The 16,423-nt window shown below is 60.6% G+C and carries 14 protein-coding genes; 7 read left to right on the forward strand and 7 right to left on the reverse strand.

Translation table 11 applies throughout. The features are described 5' to 3' along the window. Positions 1 to 116: 116 nt before the first annotated feature. The gene (gene menD / locus ACP3RB_RS00955) at positions 117 to 1,958 is read right to left on the reverse strand and encodes a 2-succinyl-5-enolpyruvyl-6-hydroxy-3-cyclohexene-1-carboxylic-acid synthase (RefSeq protein ID WP_426699192.1); all 1,842 of its coding nucleotides are present in this window, start codon (positions 1,956 to 1,958) and stop codon (positions 117 to 119) included. A 78-nt stretch (positions 1,959 to 2,036) separates the two neighbouring features. Further along, on the reverse strand, positions 2,037 to 3,080 hold the full coding sequence (locus ACP3RB_RS00960) for an o-succinylbenzoate synthase (RefSeq protein ID WP_426699193.1): 1,044 nt from the start codon (positions 3,078 to 3,080) through the stop codon (positions 2,037 to 2,039). Between the two features lie 294 nt (positions 3,081 to 3,374). On the opposite strand from ACP3RB_RS00960, the gene ACP3RB_RS00965 reads away from it, so the two are divergent. From ACP3RB_RS00965 to ACP3RB_RS00975, 3 genes are all read left to right on the forward strand, one after another. Continuing rightward, on the forward strand, positions 3,375 to 5,090 hold the full coding sequence (locus ACP3RB_RS00965) for a phosphatase PAP2 family protein (protein WP_426699194.1): 1,716 nt from the start codon (positions 3,375 to 3,377) through the stop codon (positions 5,088 to 5,090). A 167-nt stretch (positions 5,091 to 5,257) separates the two neighbouring features. Then, positions 5,258 to 5,635: a cupin domain-containing protein gene (locus ACP3RB_RS00970; RefSeq protein WP_311446234.1), complete on the forward strand. Its 378-nt coding sequence runs from the start codon at positions 5,258 to 5,260 to the stop codon at positions 5,633 to 5,635. A gap of 266 nt (positions 5,636 to 5,901) precedes the next feature. Further along, on the forward strand, positions 5,902 to 6,735 hold the full coding sequence (locus tag ACP3RB_RS00975; protein WP_426699195.1) for an oxidoreductase: 834 nt from the start codon (positions 5,902 to 5,904) through the stop codon (positions 6,733 to 6,735). A gap of 101 nt (positions 6,736 to 6,836) precedes the next feature. On the opposite strand, the gene ACP3RB_RS00980 is transcribed toward ACP3RB_RS00975, so the two are convergent. The 3 genes from ACP3RB_RS00980 to ACP3RB_RS00990 all read right to left on the reverse strand — a co-directional run bounded on the left by ACP3RB_RS00980 (position 6,837) and on the right by ACP3RB_RS00990 (position 9,445). After that, positions 6,837 to 7,616 carry an amino acid ABC transporter ATP-binding protein gene (locus tag ACP3RB_RS00980; RefSeq protein WP_049349160.1) on the reverse strand — a complete coding sequence of 260 codons (780 nt, stop codon included), beginning with the start codon at positions 7,614 to 7,616 and terminating at the stop codon, positions 6,837 to 6,839. Between the two features lie 33 nt (positions 7,617 to 7,649). Further along, complete coding sequence (locus tag ACP3RB_RS00985; protein ID WP_426699196.1) at positions 7,650 to 8,453, reverse strand: amino acid ABC transporter permease; 804 nt, start codon at positions 8,451 to 8,453, stop codon at positions 7,650 to 7,652. A 152-nt stretch (positions 8,454 to 8,605) separates the two neighbouring features. Next, on the reverse strand, positions 8,606 to 9,445 hold the full coding sequence (locus ACP3RB_RS00990) for an ABC transporter substrate-binding protein (protein ID WP_426699197.1): 840 nt from the start codon (positions 9,443 to 9,445) through the stop codon (positions 8,606 to 8,608). A 253-nt stretch (positions 9,446 to 9,698) separates the two neighbouring features. Between ACP3RB_RS00990 and ACP3RB_RS00995 the strand changes: the two genes are divergently transcribed. The 4 genes from ACP3RB_RS00995 to ACP3RB_RS01010 all read left to right on the forward strand — a co-directional run bounded on the left by ACP3RB_RS00995 (position 9,699) and on the right by ACP3RB_RS01010 (position 13,660). After that, positions 9,699 to 10,430, forward strand: a complete 732-nt coding sequence (locus ACP3RB_RS00995; RefSeq protein ID WP_426699198.1) for a demethylmenaquinone methyltransferase — start codon at positions 9,699 to 9,701, stop codon at positions 10,428 to 10,430. A 54-nt stretch (positions 10,431 to 10,484) separates the two neighbouring features. Continuing rightward, positions 10,485 to 11,546, forward strand: a complete 1,062-nt coding sequence (locus ACP3RB_RS01000) for a polyprenyl synthetase family protein (RefSeq protein ID WP_426699199.1) — start codon at positions 10,485 to 10,487, stop codon at positions 11,544 to 11,546. Between the two features lie 378 nt (positions 11,547 to 11,924). Then, on the forward strand, positions 11,925 to 13,508 hold the full coding sequence (locus tag ACP3RB_RS01005) for a sodium-dependent transporter (protein WP_060824372.1): 1,584 nt from the start codon (positions 11,925 to 11,927) through the stop codon (positions 13,506 to 13,508). 8 nt (positions 13,509 to 13,516) lie between these two features. Then, a complete protein-coding gene (locus tag ACP3RB_RS01010; RefSeq protein ID WP_005504798.1) occupies positions 13,517 to 13,660 on the forward strand; it encodes a methionine/alanine import family NSS transporter small subunit in 144 nt (47 codons plus the stop codon). A gap of 95 nt (positions 13,661 to 13,755) precedes the next feature. On the opposite strand, the gene rarD is transcribed toward ACP3RB_RS01010, so the two are convergent. Both rarD and ACP3RB_RS01020 read right to left on the reverse strand, forming a co-directional pair. Then, complete coding sequence (gene rarD, locus ACP3RB_RS01015; RefSeq protein ID WP_426699200.1) at positions 13,756 to 14,727, reverse strand: EamA family transporter RarD; 972 nt, start codon at positions 14,725 to 14,727, stop codon at positions 13,756 to 13,758. 164 nt (positions 14,728 to 14,891) lie between these two features. After that, positions 14,892 to 16,229, reverse strand: coding sequence for a DUF6882 domain-containing protein (locus ACP3RB_RS01020; protein WP_426699201.1), 1,338 nt, complete (start codon positions 16,227 to 16,229; stop codon positions 14,892 to 14,894). Positions 16,230 to 16,423 lie beyond the last annotated feature (194 nt).

Here is a 16,423-nt window from a genome sequence, read left to right on the forward strand (position 1 = left end):
AGTGAAACCGCTACGACCGGCTAGCTTTCAGCCACCGAAGGCTACGACACAGGTAGTTTTCAGTATATCGGTCAACCCCGCGCACGGGGCTTAGCCTGCACCCTTTAGAAGCGGCTTTAGGGTGTGTGAATGCGCACCTCAACGCCCGATTCGGTACCAAAACCGGCAGCCATGCGCGCCAGAACAGTATTCGGGGCGGCAGCCACCGTGAAGAAACGATCCACAGCGGCGGTGAACTGCTCCTGACGAGCCATATCGCCGTGCTCAAGGGTCGTGAAAATACCGCCGCCGGCATCGTCAAAGACCTCAACGCGCAGTTCGGGCAGAAGCTCAGTATTCGGCAGGTTCAGCGAGGACACATCGTGCTGGAAGGTCAGGTCGCCGCACAGTAGGGTCACCGGCAGGGCGGCGCCACCAATCATCGGGCGGGAGTTCTCATCCACACCGGCAGGGTAGTAGCCCGACAGGGACACCCCAATAGCGGTCGCAATGGTGCCGTCAATACCGGCAAGACCGCGGTTAGCAAACACGCGCGCGGGGGCGGGTTCGCCCAGGGCGGGGGCTGCCGCATCCAAATCACGCACCAGGTTTGAGGAGCCCAGCACCAAGAGGCGGCGCTGAGCCACCGCATCCTGCCAGACACGGCGGGCGTAGGAGCGGCCAGCGGTGCGGTTGCGGTAATCGGTGTAGTCAACCGAGCTCTCGGCGTCGGGGTGCTCGTAGGCGGCAATGGTGCGCAGGCACTCGTCCTGCAGCGTGCGTGCCGGGGTAACCCACTGCTCTAGCCAGCTCAGCTCGTCCGCCAGCTCATCTGCCAGCTCATCGGTGGCAACAGAGGACGCGCACGCAAACTCGGCGAGCTCGTGCGGGGTCGACAGTTCCACGAAGGAGCGCGCGCCCGGCTCGTACCAGCTGGCGCGGCGCGGGGCGTAGAACGCGCACTGAATATCTTCGCGTTCCAGTAGCGCCGTAATCGGGCGCGAAAGCGTCGGGTGGCCGAAGAGCACCACACGCTCAATCTGGGCGGCGGGGGCGAACGAACCATCAGCGAGCAACTGCGGGTAGTGAGGAATCGAGGTAGCGCCGTGGCGCGCCTCGGAGGAAGGCTCCGCAAATAGCGGCAGGTTCAGCACGCGCGCGAACTCCGCCGCGAACTCGCCGGCACCGTCAGCGGCAACCACCACGGTGCGGTGCGCCGGGGTGAACTCCGCCAGGTCCGCCTGCGCTTCCAAAGAATCCAGAAGCCAACGCTGCTCAGCGCTGGAAAGCCCGGAACCCTCAGCGCGGGCGGCACGGGTGCGGCCCTCAGCCTGCGGGTCGTAATCCTCCAGCAGGCTCTGCGCCCACTGCGGCAGCATCTGCGCAAAACGACCCGAGGGGGTCAGCGGGGTATCGAAACAAATATTCAGGTGCACCGGGCCAATCGGCTCCGTCGACTGCTTGCGCCAGTGCTCGGCGCTACGACCGGTCAGCGCATTCAGGCAGGCGGCAAAAGCCTGAGTCTGCTCACCCTCCACCTGCTCGGGGTAGGAGGTCAGATCAGCTTCAGCACGCACAAAAGGATGGAAGAAACTCGCCTGACGGGTCGTCTGATTCACACCGCTACCGCGCAGACGCTCCGGGCGGTCAGCACTGAGCACCGCCAGGGGCACGCCGGCGTGGTACGCCTCCATAACGGCGGGCATGTACTCGCCCAGAGCCGTACCGGAGGTGCACACCAGGCCCACGGGCTGACCGGATGCCTTGGCAATACCCAGGGCGGTAAAGGCTGCACTTCGCTCGTCCACGCGCACGTGCGCAATGAGCGCGCCGGCTTCAGCGGCGGCGGCAATAGCGTACGCAAGAGGTGCGCTGCGGGACCCCGGAGACACGACAACATGCCGCATGCCGGCACGAATCAGCGAATCGAGCACGGATACTGCGGTCAGCATGGCGGGGGTTGAGCGGTTTTCAGTCACCGTACCATTCTAATGCCGTAAGGTTTTTCGTTCAGTTATGGTTACCCTTCACAGGCGCAACCTTGACAGCTACAGTCTTCACAGCCCGGAGGCGCGTTCCAGCACCCGGTAGCAGGCGGTGACGCGCTCCACCCACCACTGGCGGGTCTGCTCATCGGTGGCAAGACGCTCCAGACGCTGCGGGCTGGGGGTGATGGCGCGCAGGTCCATGAACCCGTCGCGGGCGATGAGCGGCTCATCGGTGACATCCTCAGCCATGAGGGAGACCGTACCCAGACCGCACCCGTACCTCAACGTCGGTAGGGAAGCCGCCAGAGAGGCACCGGTGGCAATACCCACCGAAGACTCCAGCGCGGAAGAAACCACCGCCGGAAGCTGCGCCTGCTCCACCAGCGCGAGCGCACGACGTACACCGCCCAGCGGCGCCGCCTTAATAACCATCAGATCCGCGGCGTTCGCGCGGGCCACCTTCAGCGGGTCTTCCGCCTTACGAATCGACTCGTCCGCGGCAATGCGGACGGGCAGCCCCTCCTTAGCGATGGCAAAGCGGAGCGCCGCCATGTCCTCAATGGATGCCACGGGCTGCTCGGCGTAAATAATGCCGTACTCGCAGAGCTTGCGCAGCGCATCAAGGGCGCTGTCGAGGGTGTATCCCATGTTCGCGTCCACCTTCAGGCGGGCGTTCGGGAGGGCATCTCGTGCCGCCGCCACACGCGCAATATCGTCGGCGAGGCTCTGACCCTTCTCCGCCACCTTGATTTTGAGTTCCTGAATCTCACCCTCGTACTTGGCGAGCACCCGCGGAACACGCTCCGCCGGTACCGCCGGCAGGGTCGCGTTCAACGGGATGCGCGTACGCACCGGCTCCGGGGCGGGCAACCACGCCGCCTCCAGCGCGCAGGCAAGCCACGCGGCAGACTCCTGCACACCGTACTCGAGGAAGGGGGCGAACTCGCCCCAGCCATGCGGGCCGTGAATCAGCTCGCTCTGGCGGCTATTGACCCCGCGGAAGGTGACCGTCATCGGAATTTCGACCGTGAACAGGTTCTCCAGAACCTCCTGCAGCGGCGGCAGGGGAGTGTTCGTGAGGTGAAAACCGTAGCCGAGAGGCGGCACGCTCATACTGGTGTTCAAGGTATCTGCCCTTCTTCGATGCGCTATGAGCTCACCATAGCATTCTGCTCTGACGCTGGTGCGCTCGCAGTCCGTTTCGCATTCTCTGGAAACTCTCAGGTTGTGGTCGAAAAAACTTTAGTTTTTCATAGCTTAACCTGGAATAGTAGGTAGTTATTCGCCCCAGAGAACCGGCGCTGTGGTACGAGAAAACGGTAGCTTGGGGGCTACCGCCCAAACAGTGGGTGCCAGCAGGGCGAATACCGCTAACAGATATGAGGGTCAGAAGGTACGGAAGAGGTTATGAAGAAGACATCAAAGGCGCAAACAACAGGTGCGGGGAACCCCGGTTGGGGCGATTCGGAGAACCTGGAGGCTACTCGCGCTCTTCACTCTTCTGATGACGCGCCCACTACGGCTTTTAGCTCTGATGCAACTGAGGTGCTCTCTGATTATCAAGACCCTACCCAGGTGCTTTCTGACTATCAGGACCCGACTGCGGTGCTTTCTGACTATCAGGACCCTACTGAGGTGCTCTCTGATTATCAGGACCCGACTGCGGTGCTCTCTGACTATCAGGATCCTACTGAGGTGCTTAACTCCCACGAAACGGCTGCCCCTGCAGCGGGGCACAGTGATGACCGTACGAAAGTTCTGACCGATTACGGTTCATCGCCGGCTAACGAAGCTGCGCCGGCAGGTTCCGCGAACGCTGAATCCGCGAACGCTGAATCCGCGAATACCGAAGTTATTTCTTCGCACCCCGAACATACAGAGGTTATTGGTGCGACCCGTCCTCTGCCGCGCGCCTACCGCGCCCCGATTAAGATTCCTGAGACGATTCCCTCGCCGCAGGAACGCGCTTCCCAGGGGCACTACGGTGCGGATGAGCCGATGCAGGCTACTCGCCGTCTCGATCCGCCGAAGCCTCCGGTGAGCGGTTTTCCGCTGAACAATCAGATGGGTGCCTCTCCAATGGGTGCGCAGCAGCCGCTTCCTCCGCAGATGCCCCCGCAGGCGCCTCCGCAACCGGTGGCTTATCCTCCCGAGGCGTATCCTGCCGCCGCATACCCGAACGGTGCGTATGTTCAGACCGGTCAGGTTCCCGTGGATGCTTCGGGCCGCCCGGTGGATCGTCCCGGTGAAGAGCAGGGGCACCACCTTCCGAGTACCGGCGTTTTGATGCGTCACGTGATGGCGTTGCTGTTCTTGGGCCTGACGCTCTACGGTGCGTTCGTGTTCTTTATTTACACGGCAACCGGTCAGCAGGTGGATGAGCAGGCGTACACCGAGTACGCGCACCAGTTCAAGAGCTACCGCGGCCCGACCCTGACCGCGCTGGATTCTCTTCCTGTGGTTGTCGGCGTGATTGCCGTTTTGGGTCTGGTTGCGGTGCTGATTTGGAAGCACCGGTTCCTGCCCTCGCTGATTGGTGTGCTGGTCGCGGCTGCCGCGGTGACGAGTACGTATCTGCTCAAGCACTATCTGATCGTGAAGCCCGACCTGGGCGTTCAGGAGGCGCTGAGCAACTCGGCGCCCAGCGGCCACACGACATTCGCTGCGGCGGCTGGCGCGGCGCTCTTCCTTGCGGCGCCTCGTTTCTTGCGGCCCACGGTGGCTCTGTGTGCGGCGTTTGCTACCTGCCTGACGGGTGCCTCCACGATTATTAATGGTTGGCACCGCCCGGCGGATGTGGTGACCGCTATCCTGGTCACCGCCATCTGGACGGTTGTGGGTATGGGCGTGCTGCGTTATGTGCGTCCGGCAGATTTTGCGGTGCCGGCGCGTGGCGGTTTGGTGCTGGTGCCGTTGATGACGATTGCGACGCTGTTCCTGTCGTTCTGCGCGGTCATCCTGTATCTGATTGCGATTTTTGCGCCGATTCCCGGTGGCGCGTTTACCGCGGCGACCTGCATGATTATTGCGGTGAGCTTTGGTACGACCGCGTTGATGGTGAACCTGTTGCGCCCGCGTAATAGTAATCGCTCCGCCTATTCGAAGGTGTGGAGTTACCAGTAAATGTTGTTCCCTTCCTTGCTCGGGGTGTTTCAGTTCGGTGTGAGCTGAGGTATTGTCCCGTTGCGGGGAGGGGAATACAATATAACTAATTTAGTATTTTATATACCAAATATAGGGAGGGGGTGCGCGCCCCCTTTCACTCATCCCTGACAAGAAAGGTTTGTACCATGGCAGGTACCCATGAAGGCCGCGTCCTCGTATTTCCCCAGCTCACCGAAGCGCTGACCCCCTTTGACGATAAGCCCCAGGCTCGCAAGATTGTTGATGCCGACGGCGGCAACCTGACCCTCATGGAATTGGCTGCGGGCCAGTCCTGGCACGAGCACCACAGCGTGCACCCCATCTTCGTGCAGGTGCTCAAGGGTGAGGTTATCTTCCACGTGAAGGACCGCGATATTACCCTGGTGCCCGGCAAGCCGATTCACGTGACCGCCAAGCTGCTGCACTCCCTGCGCGCCGTGAAGGACTCCACCCTGCTGGTGACCATGCTGACCGGCGAGTCGCACCCCGAACCCAAGGTCAATATTGACGTCGAAGAGGTCTAAACCACGACCCCTAAACCCCGACCTCAAAACATTAGCTCGCCGCCGTATCCGCACAGGATGCCGCGGCGAGCTTTCTATATGCCGTCCTGCCCTCACATATGTCGGAGAGAATCCCCCCACGCTACGCCCTGAGCTTTCTGCACGCCCGGACGCCGCGCGTGAGCGTACCCTAAGAAGTACCCCCAGCTAACACCTCCCCGCTAACACTGCAGGGAGCAACCCGAGGGGGGGTAACCCGAAAGGGGAGTAAGCCGAAAGGATACGCAATGCCCAAGTCACTGCAACGCCCCGTCGTTCTTCTCACCGGCGCCAGCTCCGGTATCGGCTACGACGTGGCGCCGCTACTGGTACGCTACGGCTACACCGTCTACGGTGCCGCCCGCCGCGTTGAGAAGATTGAAGAGCTCGCCTCCGAGGGCGTGAAAGCGCTCAGCATGGACGTTACCGATGAGGCGTCCATGGAAGCCGCCGTACAGCAGATCATTGACGCAGAAGGCCGCATTGACGTGCTCATCAACAACGCGGGCTACGGATCCTACGGCGCTATTGAAGACGTCCCCATCGACGAGGCACGCCGCCAGTTCGAGGTGAACCTCTTCGGCCTGGCGCGCCTCACCCAGCTGGTGCTGCCGCATATGCGCGCACGGGGTTGCGGGCGCATCCTGAACATCTCCTCGATGGCGGGGCGCATTACCATGCCCCTCGGGTCCTGGTACCACGCCACCAAGTACGCCCTCGAGGCGTTCAGCGATGCACTGCGCATGGAAGTTGAAGAGTTCGGTATTGACGTGGTCATTATCGAGCCCGGCGGCATCAAGACCCCCTGGGGACTCATCGCGGCAGACCACCTGGAGGAATCCTCCCGAAACGGTGTCTACGCTGAGCAGGCGCAGCGCGTTGCGGCAAATATGCGTAAGCTCTACTCGCCCTCCTCCAGCCTCTCAGAGCCCAAGGTGATCTCTAAGGCTATTCTGCGAGCCCTGGAGGCGCGCTGCCCCAAGACCCGCTACCTGGTGGGTTTCGGTGCTAAGCCCTCCGTGTTCCTGCATACCGTGCTGCCGGACCGTCTCTTTGACAAGGTTGCGCGCCGCATCTTCTAGGGCCGAAGTAGCCGCGAACTAGAATATTAAAAAGCGGGCGGTGCTGCGCGAAACAGAATGTTTCGTACAGCACCGCCCGCTACGTTTTTCAAGAGCTAGTACTAGTCTACTACGGCGTGGGTCGGATCGAGCACGCGCGCCAAGAAAGCCTGAGTACGTTCGTGCTGGGGGTTGCCAATCACCTGATCGGCGGGGCCCTCCTCCACGACCACACCATCGGCCATGAAGACGACCTTATCGGCGACCTCGCGGGCGAACGCCATCTCGTGAGTCACCACGATCATGGTCATGCCCTCGTCAGCAAGGTTGCGCATAATGCTCAGAACCTCGCCGACCATCTCCGGGTCGAGCGCACTGGTTGGCTCATCGAAGAGCATCAGATCCGGGTTCATGGACAGCGCACGCGCAATAGCCACACGCTGCTGCTGACCACCGGACAGCTGAGCCGGGAAGCGGTCTTCCTTGCCTTCCAGACCGACCTTGGCGAGCTGCTCGAGGGCAACCGCCTCCGCCTCTGCCTTGGAACGGCCCAGAACCTTAATCTGAGCGATCGTGCAGTTATCCAGAATGTTCAGGTGACCGAACAGGTTGAACTGCTGGAACACCATACCCATGTGGGTACGCACGCGGTTAATGTCTACGTCTGGGTCGGTGACCTCGGTATCGCCCACCATGATGGTGCCGTCGTTCGGCTCCTCCAGCAGGTTCACGCAACGCAGCAGGGTGGACTTACCGGAACCCGAAGGGCCAATAAGGCACACGACCTCGCCCGGCTCGACCTGCATGTCAATGCCCTTGAGAACCTGAACCTTGCCGTAGGACTTGTGCAGGTTAGAAATGCGCACCGAGGAGGCGGCCATGGATGAAGTTGAAGCAGTCATAGTATCTTCCGTAATCCGTATCTGTCGTTGCGCTTACTTGCGGCCGGCAAGCTGGGTGCGGCGCTCAAAGTATGCGGAGAGCTGGCCCAGCGGAACAGTGATAATCAGGTAGCACAGACCCGCAACCACCAGGGGAGTCAGACCCGCGTTAGCGGCGGTCAGGCCCTCACGACCGAACTTCGCCAGCTCGTACTGAGAAACCGTCACGCCCAGCAGGTACACGAGGGAGGAGTCCTTAGTCAGCAGGATAACCTCATTGGTCAGCGGCGGCAGAACCACGCGGAACGCCTGCGGAATAATGATCGAAATCATCGCGCGAGTGTGGGACATACCCAGGGAACGTGCCGCCTCCATCTGGCCCTTCGGAATCGCCTGCAGGCCCGCACGTAGAACCTCACTAATGTAAGCTGCCGAAACCATACCCAGGGACAGGGTCACCGGAATCAGGTTATCCACAAAGCGGATCTTGAACGCCAGAGGAATACCGTAACCGAACGCGAAGAAGACCAGCAGCGCCGGGATACCGCGGAAAAGCTCCACGTACAGGGTCGCAATCCAACGGTAAGGGGCGATGGAGGAAATACGCATGAGCGCCAGCAACAGGCCGCCGGAGAGGCCCACGATGAAGCCCAAGGCGGTGTACAGCAGGGTGTTCTTCAACGCCACGGTGATGACATCGGGGAACTGCCGCGCCGCAACGTCCAGGTTGAATACCTGCTGGCTGAGGGTCTTCCAGTCAGCCAGAAGAATGGCTGCCAGGGCGATAACTGCCAGAAGGGCGTACTGTGCGTAGCGGAAGAGCTTCTGCTTCTGGCGGGGTGAAAGTTTAGAGGACATGCGCTTTCTTATCCGTGTGCTGTTCGGTCAAGAGCGTTGTACACGCTCACAAAGGTAAAGGCCGGAGAATCCCCCAACCCAAAAGTAATAAGGGTACTCCTGAATTAGGGGAGAGGCTAGTGAATTGGGGGAGAAGCTAGCCGGCTAGACGCTTAGGAAGCGGAGGACGAGGCGCTCGCAGAGGTGGAGGAAGTGGCACCAACCCACTTGGCCTTCATCTTGTTGAGTTCGCCGTTTGCCTTGAGCTTGTCGATGGTGGCGTTTGCCTTGGTCAGCAGTGCCTTGTTGTTGGAGGAAACTGCTGCGGCAATCTGCTCGGTGTTCTCGGAATCCTGGTAGGCGATCTTGAAGGAGTCCGGGTCATTGGTCAGTGCCTCGGACACCACGGAGAGGTTCGCTGCGACTGCCTTGACCTGACCGGTCTTCAGCGCGGAGAACATGAGGGAGGTGTCTTCGTACTGGATGACCTCTGCGCCGTTTTCCTTGGCGTAGGTTTCACCGCTGGTTGCCTGCTGCGCACCAACGCTCACGCCCTTCAGATCTGCGGCGGAGGTGATGGAGGAACCCTTGGGGACCAGGATTGCCAGGTTGTCGTCGAAGTAGACGGTGGTGAATTCCATCTTGCTCTTCCGCTCATCGGTCACGCCGATACCCGCCAGGGCGATATCGCACTGACCGGTGGCAAGGCCGGTGCCGGAGTCCAGGCCCTCGAAGCTGATGGAGGTCAGCTGAGCCTTCACGCCCAGGTCAGCGGCAATAGCGTTGGCGATGTCTGCATCCAGGCCGACGATGGTGCCGTTTTCTTCGTATTCGAAGGGCTTGTAGGGGGTGTTTGTGCAGACGCTGAGGGTGCCGGACTTGACGAGGCTGACCTCGCCGTTGGGGTCGGTGTTCTCGTTGGCGGTGGAGACGCAACCGGTCAGCGCCAGGGGTAGCACTGCCAGCAGTGCGAGGGGCTTGAGGGAAGCCTTTTTGAGGATTGAGGTGTTCATGAGGTGCTCCTGTGTGAGGTGTGTTCTATGAAGTCTAGGCTCCATTGTGCGCCCCTATGTTAAAAAATGCAAGCAGACACATAAATATTCATAAATTTTTGCTGAATATGGATAAAACCCACCCCAAAAATTGAATAAAACACCGGATTGGCGGCTCAAAAACAACTCCAGAACGCACCTTAGCGCACCGTGCGACACTACTACGGTTTACCCAACTATCGAATCTGGTAACCTCCATGCCACAATTGAGAGCGTGAACGCAGAGAAGAACACCCGCGCCAACCGCGCAACCCTAGACAAGAAAACCGGCGATATTGCCGCCATGTTTGATACCGTCGCTGAACGCTACGACCTCATGAACGGTATCCTCTCCCTCGGCCAGCACATCTACTGGCGCAAGCAGGCAGTCGCCGCCGTAAACGCGCACCCCGGTCAGAAAGTGCTGGACGTAGCCGCAGGTACCGGCGTCTCCTCCGAACCTTTCGCCGACGCCGGCATAGATGTCATCGCAGCAGACCTCTCCGAAGGCATGCTCGACGTGGGCCGCCGTCGCCGCCCCGACATGACCTTCGTGCAGGCAGACGTCACCGCCCTACCCTTCGACGACGAAACCTTCGACGCAGTGACCATGTCCTACGGCCTGCGCAACGTCGCCAACTACCCCAAGGCACTGAGCGAAATCTACCGCGTACTCAAGCCCGGCGGACGCATCGTCATCCTCGAGTTCTCCACCCCGACCTTCGCCCCCTTCGGCGCGGTCTACAAGAACTACATCATGAAGGCAATCCCGCCGATCGCCCGCGCAATCTCCTCCAACCCCGAATCCTACGAATACCTCGCCGAGTCTATCATCGCCTGGCCCAACCAGCTGGAACTGGCGCAGAAGTTCAAGGAGGCGGGCTTCACCTCCGTGCAGTACCGCAACCTCACCGGCGGCATTGTCGCGATTCACCGCGGTTTCAAGCCCGAAGCGCATAGCGCCTAAACACCGCGTTCACACACCACCGAAGACACCAACACCAAGAAGATAGAAGACACCGTGAGCAACGCAGAGCAGCCCATCGCCGCAACCGACCTGCTGGGAGACCTCGACCTGAAGCTTCCCGCAGGCTTCGAACTCATCGCCGCAGACCCCAAGCTGGGTCCGCAGATTCTCTCCTCCCTCGCGCGTATTGAGGAGCGCCTGGCAGAGGCAATCGCCCAGACCGACCACCTGGCGGATGTCGCATCCCGACACCTGCTCTCCGCGGGCGGCAAGCGCGTGCGTCCCCTGCTGGCTCTGCTCTGTGCAGCCGTAGACGGTGAAATCAACGACGAGGTCATTGAGGCTGCCGTGGTCGTTGAGCTGACCCACCTGGCAACCCTCTACCACGACGACGTGATGGACGATGCCCCCAAGCGCCGCGGCGTGGACAGCGCCCAGATGATTTGGGGCAACTCCGTCGCGATTCTCACCGGTGACCTGATCTTCTCCCGCGCATCGCTGCTGGTGTCCGAGCTGGGCACCCGCCCCATGAAGATTCAGTCCCAGACCTTCGAACGTCTGGTGCTCGGCCAGCTCTTCGAAACCACCGGCCCCCGCGAGGGTCAGGACCTGCTGGACCACTACATTGCCGTCATTGAGGGTAAGACCGGCTCCCTGATTGCCGCAGCCGGCGAGTACGGCTCCCTGCTTTCGGCCGCTTCCGAAGAGGTCATCTCCATGGTCAAGGCGTACGGCGAGCTGGTCGGCGTGGCATTCCAGCTGGCTGATGACGTCATCGACATTGTCAGCGATGGCAAGACCAGCGGTAAGACCCGCGGCACCGACCTGCGCGAGGGCGTGCCCACCCTGCCGACCATCCTGCTGGACCGTGCGGTAGCCGCCGGCGACGAATCCGCTATTGCTGTTCGCGCCCTGCTGGATGCCGACCTGAGCTCCGACGAGGCACTGGAGGCAGCCGTGGAGGCGCTCGCCGCTCACCCGGTCACCCAGGAAGCATGGCAGATTGCCTACGACTGGGCGGATCGTGCAATCGCTGCGATTGCTCCGCTGCCCGAGTCCACCGCGAAGGCTGCACTGGAGTCCTTCGCGCACGCTGTGGTTCACCGCGAAGGCTAAAACCCGCCGTGTAGCGTGTGCGCTGGCGTAAGCGCTGATGCGTCTCATACTTCAAAACCCCCGCTGAATCTGCCCGGATTCGGCGGGGGTTTTCTGTGTTACGGCTAGTCAGCGCCGGTTTTTGGGGTTGCTTGGGGCTGCTCTCACCCTCCGAAAGCTTCCGCATGCTGGGGTCTTCTTGACCGCCATATGCCTTTAAGGTAATCCTTATAGGCATGCCTGAGGTACACATCCACCCCTCAGACCTCTGACGGCTCCCACGCCCAACCCGTGTTGGAGAGCCGTTTACTATTTCTGGACGCGAGCAGAGCCCCACCACCCCGCCGGGTTATTCTCGCACCAACCATCCGCGTCCCCACACATTCGAGGTTTACAACTATGGGAGCATCTACCCCTAAGGCGCCCACGAAGCGCGAAGGCTTCTCTAGCCGTCGCGTCTTCATCTTTGCCGCCATCGGTTCTGCTGTTGGTCTGGGCAATATTTGGCGTTTCCCCTACATCGCATTTGATAACGGCGGCGGCGCCTTCATGATTCCCTACATTGTCGCCCTGCTGACCGCCGGTCTGACCTTCCTGTTCTTTGACTACGCGATCGGTCACCGTGCGCGTGCGTCGTCCCCGCTGGCTTTCCGCCGTCTGAACCGTAAGACCGAGTTCATCGGCTGGTGGCACATGGGTATTAACTTCGTGATTGCTATCTACTACGCCGCTATTGTGGCGTGGGCTCTGCGTTACATGGTTTTCTCCTTCACTAACGAGTGGGGCGATAACCCGAAGGCGTTCTTCCAGGGCGAGTTCCTGAAGGTTGCGAAGGATCCCGGCGTCTCCCTGGACTTCAACATGAACGTCCTGATTCCTATGGTTCTGGTGTGGGGCGTTCTGCTTGCTGTGATGGCTCTGGGCGTTCAGAAGGGTGTGGGCGCAGCCAACATTATCTTCATCCCGCTGCTGCTGGTCATGTTCGTTGGTTTGGTGATTTACTCGCTGACCCTGCCCGGTGCTGTGGACGGTCTGAATGCTCTGTTCACCCCCAGCTGGGACTCCCTGGCTAACCCGGAGGTGTGGGTTGCTGCGTACGGCCAGATTTTCTTCTCGCTGTCCATTGGCTTCGGCATTATGGTCACCTACTCTTCCTACCTGAAGCCTAAGACTGACCTGACCGGTTCCGGTGCTGTGGTTGGTTTCGCGAACTCCGGTTTTGAGCTTCTTGCCGGTATCGGTGTGTTCGCTGCTTTGGGCTTTATGGCTCAGGCTGCTGGCACCCAGGTGAGCGAGGTTGCGACCAGCGGTATTGGTCTGGCGTTCATTGCGTTCCCGACCATTATTTCTCAGGCTCCCGGTGGCGTGCTGATCGGTATCCTCTTCTTCGGCTCCCTGCTCTTTGCTGGTTTCACCTCCCTCATTTCGATTCTTGAGGTGATTATTGCGGGTATTCAGGATAAGTTCGCGACCTCGCGTCTGGCATCTACCACTCTGGTGATTGTTCCGATGGCTCTGATTTCGTTGCTGCTGATGCCGACCACCACCGGTCTGTACGTGCTGGATATTCTCGATAACTTCGTGAACCTCTTCGGTATTCTGGCTGCTGGTCTGTGCGCCATTATCGTTGTGGCGTATGTGGTGCGCGCGCTGCCCGCTCTGGCTGAGCACCTGAACCGTTACTCCTCCATCAAGGTCGGCAAGATTTGGATGATTCTGCTGGCTGTCGTGACCCCGTTGGTTCTGGGCTACTCCCTGATTCAGAGCGTCATTAAGCTTGTGGCAACCCCCTATGAGGGTTACCCCACGGATCTGCTGGCAATCTTTGGTTGGGGCATGAGCGCGCTGATTCTGGTGGGCGCGATTGTTGTTTCTCTTCTGCCCTGGTCGAAGAAGTCTCGTGCGGCTGAAGAGCCTCCGGCACCTCCGGTGATTGCCGGTCAGGTTGAGCACGGCCACGTTGATTCGACCGTTACCCGTTAGGAGCCCTCATGTCTATCTCTGCAATTGTGATGCTCGTTGTGGCAATCCTGATCATTTGGGGTGGTCTGGGTTTGGCTCTGCTGAACCTGCACCGTCATCCGGATCTGGATGCTCTCGATGATGCTGCTGAGGCTCAGGGTTCTGAGCTTTAGCGTGTGAGCGTGATATAAAGTGATGCCCCGTAGGCTAACGCCTGCGGGGCATCACTGTGTTTTATGCACTGTGTTTTATGCGGATTTTGGGAGAGCTACTTGCTCTGTACGTCTTCTGCCTGCACGAGCGGGATTATGCCGGTTTCCGGGTCGGACAGCGCGGAAGCGCGGTAGGAGCGGGAGGCGCGCAACGCATCCACGGTGAAGATGATGAGAGCGATCCAGATGAGGCTCAGGCCCAGCACCTTATCGGCGCTCATCTGCTCGTGCAGAACGGTCAGCGCCAGAACAAACTGGATGGTCGGGCCCAGGTACTGCACCATGCCAATAATCGACAGCGGAAGGGCTTTGGTTGCCGCCGCAAAGAGCATGAGCGGCACAACGGTGACCACGCCGGTGGAGGCGAGAAGCCAGAAGTGTCCGGGACCTTCACTGAAGAGAGTCATCTGTCCCTGTGCGTTGAGAATAAACAATGCTGCGATGCCGAAGGGCGCCAGGATAAAGGTCTCCAGAGATAGCGAAACGATGGGGCTCACGTCGTGGGCAACGCGCGCCTTGAGCAGACCGTAGATGCCGAAGGAGAACGCCACGCCCAGACCCGTCCAGGGTACCTGGCCGTAGATGAGGCTCATCATCAGCACCGCAATACAGGAAATCGCGACGGACACCCACTGCGCCGGGCGTAGGCGCTCTTGCAGGAAAATCACGCCCAACACCACGGAGACCAGCGGGTTAATGAAATAGCCCAGGGACACGTCAATTGTGTGGCCGCTGGTTGTTGCCATCACGTAGATAAGCCAGTTCGCGCCGATGAGGAACGATGCCGCCGTCAGCACCAGCATGATGCGGCGGTCCCGTAGCGCGCGGCGGAAGTCAGCGGTTGCCCGCAAAATCGGTAGCAGCAGGGCGCAGAAGATGAGGGAGAAGACCACGCGCGCCACGACAATCTCAATCGGTCCCGCCGGTGCCATCATCACAAAATACAGGGGGAGCATGCCCCAAATAAGGTAGGTGCCGATGATGGTGATAAACCCGTTGCGGGTAGTGTGCTTCTGCGTTTCTGACATGGTTTCTTCTTCTGACCTGATTCTTTAGTTACGTTCTTCTAATGCTAATCGTCGGGATGCGCCAGCGGGGGCATTGATGCGCGCTGAGGCTACTCTAGCTGCCGGGCACGCCACAGGCGCGGCACCACGAGGATACCGCGCCTGAGGAATGTTGCGTATTCGGTTTAGAGGCCGAAGAAGCGGGAGAAGAAGCCCTTCTTCTTGGGCTGCTCTGCCTCGCGGCGTGCAGCTTCTGCCTGCTCGCGGCGGGCTGCCTCTTCGTGCTCTGCCTGCAGATCGGGAGCTGCACCAGCGTTGCGGATGGGCTCCACGTGCTGCTCCTCGTACTCTGCAGCCTGCTGCTCAACCTCGACGGGCTGCTCAGCAACAGGCTCAGCCGCGACCGGCTCCTCAGCGTGCTCGACGGAAGCCTCAACGGCCTCGTACTCGGGCTGCTCGGCACCGATGGATTCGTCGGTGTAGACGCGAGCCTGCTCGGTCTCTTCTGCCTCGTACTCGCCGGGCAGGGTTTCCACGGTGACCAGGCCGGGCTCTGCGTGCTCTACCGGATCCTGATCGAAGGGAGCCTCGTCGGCGGGGTAGAGGTTCTCGGTGCTCTCAACGCCGGCAACCTCGGTCTCTGCGACCGGTGCGTGCTCGGCAATTTCGACGGCGCGCTCAGCCTCAGCTTCGGCACGTGCGGCGGCGCGTTCTGCCGCCTCCTGCTCGCGCTGTGCGTTCTGTGCGGCTGCCTCAGCGGCTGCCACGCGCTCAATCTCGGCGCGCAGTGCCGCGAGGGATTCGCGACGCTGTGCGGCAGCGGCTGCGCACTGCTCCAGAACCTCGGGGCCAACCTGAGGTTCAGCCTGCTCGATGCCGCTGATGCGGCCCTCGTCGAACCACAGGCGCAGAGCACCGTCGGTTGCGGTCAGCACGGCGGTTGCCTCGGTGTCCCAGGCAATGTGGAAGCCACGCTGCTGAGCGTAGGAGTCCACCGCCAGAACCTGGTTGTGGATCTCTTCGCTCTGCAGGGTCTTAGCAATGACGCGGCCGATACCCTTGTAGGTCGGTGCTTCAAGGGTCAGCTCAGCGCCCTCCAGCAGGGTCCACGCGCGCACGCCAGCGCCGGCGGGCAACGGGTAGTGTGCGTACAGGCCGCTGACGGTCTTGGTCGCCAGGGTCAGGCGGCGTGCCAGGGACTCGGAGAGGGGCAGTTCGTCGGTGATCAGCTCAACCAGGCCGTCACGCTCACCGGTTTCACGCGCCTGAATAGCGGCAGAAACAACGGAGTCGGGGAAGTAGCCCAGCTGCTGCCACGACCAAATCCAAGTACCGCGGTTCTCAGATTCAGTGCCCAGCAGGTGCGGCTTGAGCGAGAGCGGGGGAGTGGTCTCAAAATCCAGAGACTGGGAGGTGAAATCCACGTTCCACTCGGAGGTACCCACGAGCTCAGCGAGTCGAGCCTGGTACTCGGTGGAGATAAAGATCGATGCGTCGATAAGGTCCTGCAGAGAATTCGTCATGCTTCAAGATTAGCAACCTTTTAGCGTTCACTATGCCGTGTATCCCCGGTTTTAGTGTGCACTTTAGGCGTATTGGGCTCTAAGGTGCCTGATTGAGCCGTGTCCAAGAGCTCTGAGGGAGAGATAGAGCATATATCTTTCGGCGTAAACTATCTGCTTTGAGTGCCTGTGTTCGTTAGAATCGAAGGGACGGC

The organism is Rothia mucilaginosa (genome assembly GCF_049990865.1).
GTDB classification, from domain to species: domain Bacteria; phylum Actinomycetota; class Actinomycetes; order Actinomycetales; family Micrococcaceae; genus Rothia; species Rothia mucilaginosa_I.

Excerpts from the sequence above, each read along its gene's own strand:
- ACP3RB_RS00990 (WP_426699197.1), bottom strand. The coding sequence starts at position 9,445 with ATGAACACCTCAATCCTCAAAAAGGCTTCCCTCAAGCCCCTCGCACTG.
- ACP3RB_RS00960 (WP_426699193.1), bottom strand. The coding sequence starts at position 3,080 with ATGAGCGTGCCGCCTCTCGGCTACGGTTTTCACCTCACGAACACTCCC.
- rarD (WP_426699200.1), bottom strand. The coding sequence starts at position 14,727 with ATGTCAGAAACGCAGAAGCACACTACCCGCAACGGGTTTATCACCATC.
- ACP3RB_RS00985 (WP_426699196.1), bottom strand. The coding sequence starts at position 8,453 with ATGTCCTCTAAACTTTCACCCCGCCAGAAGCAGAAGCTCTTCCGCTAC.
- ACP3RB_RS01020 (WP_426699201.1), bottom strand. The coding sequence starts at position 16,229 with ATGACGAATTCTCTGCAGGACCTTATCGACGCATCGATCTTTATCTCC.
- ACP3RB_RS00975 (WP_426699195.1), top strand. The coding sequence starts at position 5,902 with ATGCCCAAGTCACTGCAACGCCCCGTCGTTCTTCTCACCGGCGCCAGC.
- ACP3RB_RS01005 (WP_060824372.1), top strand. The coding sequence starts at position 11,925 with ATGGGAGCATCTACCCCTAAGGCGCCCACGAAGCGCGAAGGCTTCTCT.
- ACP3RB_RS01010 (WP_005504798.1), top strand. The coding sequence starts at position 13,517 with ATGTCTATCTCTGCAATTGTGATGCTCGTTGTGGCAATCCTGATCATT.
- ACP3RB_RS00965 (WP_426699194.1), top strand. The coding sequence starts at position 3,375 with ATGAAGAAGACATCAAAGGCGCAAACAACAGGTGCGGGGAACCCCGGT.
- ACP3RB_RS00980 (WP_049349160.1), bottom strand. The coding sequence starts at position 7,616 with ATGACTGCTTCAACTTCATCCATGGCCGCCTCCTCGGTGCGCATTTCT.
- ACP3RB_RS00970 (WP_311446234.1), top strand. The coding sequence starts at position 5,258 with ATGGCAGGTACCCATGAAGGCCGCGTCCTCGTATTTCCCCAGCTCACC.